This window comes from Allobosea sp. P4_C6, assembly GCF_056402015.1.
This window is the reverse complement of the sequence record NZ_JBFUIF010000111.1, coordinates 1-5,135: the sequence shown is the minus strand read 5'-3', so window position 1 is coordinate 5,135 and position 5,135 is coordinate 1. Positions and strand designations below refer to the sequence as shown.

The window sequence follows — 5,135 nt, the reverse complement described above, 5'->3', positions numbered from 1 at the left end:
CTTCACGGGCGCGCAAAACGCATCACCCGACGCCATTGATGCCGTCGTAGCGGATGCAACGCGACAGGCTATTGGTACGTTCGGGCTTTCATCTCGCTAGGGGAGTCGCGTCGTCATCCGCGATCCATGAACTCGCGGAGGAGATCCGGCATCAGCCTTGTTTTTGTCAACGCCGGATCGTGTAGAGGTACAGCTTGGGAAGGGTAGCGGGATGGTATCCAAGCCGCCCCGTCGATGCCGGGCGCCAAAGCCAATCGCTCTCAAATCGAGTTCGTTGATGACGACATCCACCGCCCGGACCGGGTTGTCTTCGCTGACGTAATCCAAAAGACAGGCGGGCAGGAGCTCTGTCTGCCGCCGGTTCTCGCCTTCGATGAAGCGCGCCATGCAAGCCCTCGGATCGCTCCAGAAAGCCTACCAGATCGGCGACTTTCCTGACGCCATTGCGTCACGGCTGAAACCCGGCGCTCACCTCATACTTGCCGGCAATCGCTTTGCCTACGCCGCCGAACCTCTGCTGCTGGCGGCCTGGGCAGAGCGCTGGCGCATGCACGGCGCCCAGCCCGCCGAAGTCGAGGCGAGCGCGCCAAAATATTGCAGGGCGCCGATCCGCGTGCCTTGGAGAACGAGGTTGCTGCCTTGCTGGAGCTGCCGGGTTTGGGCCGCCAACATGGTACTTTTCCAGCCTGTTCTGGGGCGCATGCCTGGCTCCGTATCGCGGCTGACTGCGAGCCCGGGCGAAGTCAGCGCCCGAGCGGGACGGCATCCCGCCCTCGCTTAGTTCGCCGGACCGGATATCGTATCCGGTCCGATGATCTAACCATTGGCATCGGCTTTGCCCCAAAACCGCCATCCACTTTTCGGGCCGATGCTTTAGCTCCCGGCGCCGACGCAGGTCGCGGCATTCTGCGGCGTGCAGACATCCAGGCCGGTATAGGTCGGATCCTTCGGGGCGGGTTTGCCGTCCTTCATATCCTTCAGGAACAGCATGGTCCTGTAGCCCATCTCGAAGGGGCGTTGACCGACTTGCCCCTTGGACAGGCCTGCCTTCAGGAGATCCATCTGGACGGGCAGCGTATCTGCGACGACCAGCGCAAGCGAGCCGTCATCGATCCGGGCCTTATACTTCTCGGCGACCTTGCGATACGCTTGCGGGATGAATTGCGGGAAGCCGCCGGTCGGCACGAAGRCATCGAGCTTGGGGTTCTTGCCGAGCGTATCCTCCATCTGCTGCACCGAGAGCGGGAAGTCGTCATTGGTATAGAGCGGGCAACCCGCGGCTTCCGTCCAGCCATGCTGGCCGGTGAGCTTGGCACCCGGCGCGGAGGCCGATTTCGCGCCGGCAAGCGTATCGCGAATCCCTTGCATGCGCTCGTTATGGTTTGCAGCCGCCGCACCGCCCGACTGGATGCAGATCGTGCCGCCCTTCGGCTTGATTTGCTGGACGAGCTTCGCGAGATTGACGCCGATGTCGTAGTTATAGGTGCCGACATAGGCGCTGCGCAGGCCCTTGTCCTTCGCAAGCAGGTCGGAATCCCAGGTCAGAACCGGAATTCCCGCTTTCTTTGCGCCCTCGAGCGCCTTGCCCATCGCGGCGGCATTCGACGGCGAGACGGCGATGCCATCGACCTTCTTGGCAATGAGATCGTTGATGACCTGGACCTGTTCATCGCCGCCGCCATGTTCCCCAGGTCCGATATAAAGGCACTCGATCGCGCCGTTGAGTTCCTTCTCGGCCTTCTTGCAGCCGTCGCGGGCCTGGTCGAAGAAGGGATTGTTCATGTTCTTGGGCACCAGGGCGAAGACGTATTTCTTGCCCTGAGACTGGGCTTCTCCTCCAACGGCGAGCAGTGCGAGCGCGGCGACACCTAAAGTCAGCGTTTTCATGAGCCTCTCCTCCTGGTGGTTATTATTGTCCGGTGTTCCTATGCCGAACCCTTGCCGCGGATCCGCTGCAGCAGAACCGCCAATACGATGAACAGGCCGACGAAGGCGCCCTGCCAGTTGGAATCGACCCCGGCCATGAGCAGAGAGTTGCGGATCACCTCGATCAGCGCAGCCCCGATCACGGCGCCGTAGGCTCCGCCCTGGCCACCCATCAGATCCGCACCGCCGATCACGGTCGACGCGATCACCCGCAATTCGTAGCCCTGTCCGAGCGCATTGATGGCCGAGCCTTGCCAGCCGACGATGAGAACGGCGCTCAGCGCGGCTGTCAGGCCTGAGACGATATAGGCCTGCAGCTTGATCCGCCGGACCGGCACGCCCGTCAGGCGGGCGGCATTTTCGTTGCTGCCGATGGCGTAGAGATAATTGCCCCAGCCGGTGAAGTTCAGGATGATGCTGAAGATGATGGCCAGCGCGAGCAGCACCCAGACCGGGTTGGCGATGCCGAAGATGGCCCCGCCGCCGATGGCGTTGAAGGTGTCTCCCCAAGGGCCGAATTCGTAGATCATCTTGTTTTCGGACAGGACGATGGCAAGCGATCGGGCGCCCGACAGCATCCCGAGCGTGACGACGAAGGCCGGTAGGCCGACATAGGAAATCAGCACGCCGTTCACGACCCCGACAGCCGCGCCGGTGAGAAGGCCGGCGAAGATCGCGAGCAGCCAATGCCCCTCGGCCTGGAGGACAAGTCCGCTGACGACGCCGGCGAGCCCCATGATCGACCCAACCGACAAATCGATGCCGCCGGTGAGAATAACGGCGGTCATGCCGATCGCCATGATGCCAATGAAGGCGAAGTTCCGGGTGATGTTAAAGAAGTTGTCGGCCGAGGCAAAGGCGTCCGGTTGATCCCATGTCATCACGAGGATCATGGCGATCAGGGCGATCGTCACCCAGAACGGCTGGCTCGCGAGCAGCTTCTGCAGGAGGCTCCGTTCCCGCAGGCCCGTGACGTCCTCGATGGCGATAATGTTCGGGATCGGGCGGAATGTGTTGCTCGACATGGAGGGCTCCTTGCGCAGCATCAGGCGGCCTGGATGGCGCCGGTGATCAGTCCGGTCACCTCTTCAGGAGAACTCGATGCAATCGCCTTGTCCGCGACCTTGCGTCCCCGCCTCATCACGACCACCCGGTCACAGACGGCGAACACGTCCGGCATGCGGTGACTGATCAGAACGACGGCGATCCCGCGATCCTTGAGCCGGTGGATCAGATCCAGCACCTCGGCGACCTGACGAACGCTGATCGCCGCCGTCGGCTCGTCCATCAGCACCATCTTCGCGTTGGCAAGGCGTGTCCGCGCGATCGCCACAGCCTGGCGCTGGCCGCCGGACATCAATTTCACGAGATCGCGGGGGCGGGTCTCTGACTTGAGTTCCTTGAACAGCTCTGCGGCCCGGGCGTACATCGCCTTGTAGTCAAGGATCACCAGCGGACCGATGCGGCGTTTCAATTCGCGCCCGAGGAAGACATTGGCGGCCGCAGTCAGATTATCGCACAGGGCGAGGTCCTGATAGACGACCTCGATCCCGTCGGTCCGGGCGTCGACCGGCCTGCGAAAGTGCTTGACGATGCCGTCAAGGCGAAGCTCGCCCTCGGAGGGGAGAAAATTGCCGGCGACAATCTTCACCAATGTCGATTTGCCGGCGCCATTGTCGCCCATCAGACCGACGACCTCGCCGGCATCGATCGCCAGATCGATGCCCTTGAGGGCTTCGATCGCACCGAAATGCTTTGAGATGCCCTGAAGCTCCAGAAGCGGCATAGGTCGATTCCACCCTTGTTTCGAGGCGTGCCTCTGCTTCGGGCACTGGCTCAAGCTGCAGTCACTCAGGTCCTTTGCTTCAGCTGCTGCAATTTATGACGGTCAAAATTCAACCAAGGACAGGTATTATGTATCAATAAGGAATCTAAAACTTGATGATTCGTCTCAGGTCCTTGATCGGACTGTCGTTGCAACAATTTAATTCGAAAATTGATTGCATTTCCGGACCGATGCCGAATTCGCGGGTCCGAATATTCGAAGAGGTAGATGTCGGCGCGCACCGCGCTGATCGCTCAGAGATCCGCCTGCGGCGCTATTGTCATAAGCGCGCCACCGAGGCCGTCTGCCGTGCCCCATGCCCCTTTTCCTCGAAACGCGTTCCCGGCGGAAGGCTTCGAACACGATCCTACGCTCAATAGACGGCTTCGTCATTCGCGCGCGGYCGCCCTCCCGATCTTTGACTCATCCTCGTGGAGAGCGTCGGATTCCCGGTCGAGCCGGAGCCGGATTTGGAGCGGGTCGTCATCGTCGCAACAGCCCTTCGCGGCCATTCAGAGGGGTAGGGCGCGCGCAGGTGCAGGTTACTTTCGCTCAGGCGCGCTGAATCCGGAGGGACTTGGCGCAGGCCGAGATCGCGGCAGGCATGGGTTTTGGAGCCCAAGCCGTTGTCGGTCATGACGCGCGGCGTGGCGCCGATAGGCTCTCGTTGCTCTCTTTCGACGTGACAGGTTGACCGCTGGGAGGTTCGCAAATGCCTTCGTCGTCAAAGCGAGCCATGCTCTCCACCCTGGCGATGCTCCTTCTTGAGCTGACGACACATTCGCATGCTGAAGAGGTCGTTCAATTCCCCTCGATGACCTATCGCCCGAGCGATTTCCAGCGACTACCGCCTCGAAGCCTCCGGTAGCTTCGATCGCCACTAGCTTCGGCGACAAGGCCATGAGCGGGGCGATGAGATTGTCGATCGCCGCGCCCATGCACGTGACGATAAAGCTCTCGCTGGTCGGACGAACCGCCGCATCCAACCGATCCGTCGACCATCGCTGCCAACGGTCATGGCGTCCATCTGATCCCATCCTTGCGCAAGCGGGCTTCGCAAGCGGCCCAAGCGAATGGTCGGGTTTGATGATAGGYGAGATACGCGCTCCCTTGCGGGCTCAGCGGCCCTTAAATTTTGCAGCCTCTCGCCCCTCGCGACGCTGCCATTAACAGAAGCGCAGGTCATCACATTCCCCATCGGGCCAGAGAGACGAACCGGGCTGGTCCGGTCCAGCTAGGCCAATGGCCCGTCCAAAACCCCCCTTTAGGAACTCGATCTCCAGAGCCTGTCTGCCGACGAGCCGTTCAAGCGCGGCGATGCGCGCTTCGTAGGCTTCGATCGTATCGGCGGCGACTGCCTCGTCGTCGAAGGCGCCAGCCTCGA

At 61.7% G+C, this 5,135-nt stretch carries 3 protein-coding genes and 2 pseudogenes; all 5 read right to left on the bottom strand.

Annotation, left to right across the window (positions count from 1 at the left end):
• Window positions 1-181 precede the first annotated feature (181 nt).
• Window positions 182-387 (bottom strand): annotated as a pseudogene (locus AC1DVA_RS26295) (transposase); the annotation flags it as partial.
• 486 nt (window positions 388-873) lie between these two features.
• Window positions 874-1,887 carry a sugar-binding protein gene (locus tag AC1DVA_RS26290; RefSeq protein ID WP_476807836.1) on the bottom strand — a complete coding sequence of 338 codons (1,014 nt, stop codon included), beginning with the start codon at window positions 1,885-1,887 and terminating at the stop codon, window positions 874-876.
• A 38-nt stretch (window positions 1,888-1,925) separates the two neighbouring features.
• Window positions 1,926-2,951, bottom strand: a complete 1,026-nt coding sequence (locus AC1DVA_RS26285; protein ID WP_265055459.1) for an ABC transporter permease — start codon at window positions 2,949-2,951, stop codon at window positions 1,926-1,928.
• A gap of 20 nt (window positions 2,952-2,971) precedes the next feature.
• Window positions 2,972-3,712 carry an ATP-binding cassette domain-containing protein gene (locus AC1DVA_RS26280; RefSeq protein WP_113511900.1) on the bottom strand — a complete coding sequence of 247 codons (741 nt, stop codon included), beginning with the start codon at window positions 3,710-3,712 and terminating at the stop codon, window positions 2,972-2,974.
• A 1,205-nt stretch (window positions 3,713-4,917) separates the two neighbouring features.
• Window positions 4,918-5,135: pseudogene (locus AC1DVA_RS26275) on the bottom strand (hypothetical protein); the annotation flags it as partial.

Excerpts from the sequence above, each read along its gene's own strand:
- AC1DVA_RS26285 (WP_265055459.1), bottom strand. The coding sequence starts at position 2,951 with ATGTCGAGCAACACATTCCGCCCGATCCCGAACATTATCGCCATCGAG.
- AC1DVA_RS26280 (WP_113511900.1), bottom strand. The coding sequence starts at position 3,712 with ATGCCGCTTCTGGAGCTTCAGGGCATCTCAAAGCATTTCGGTGCGATC.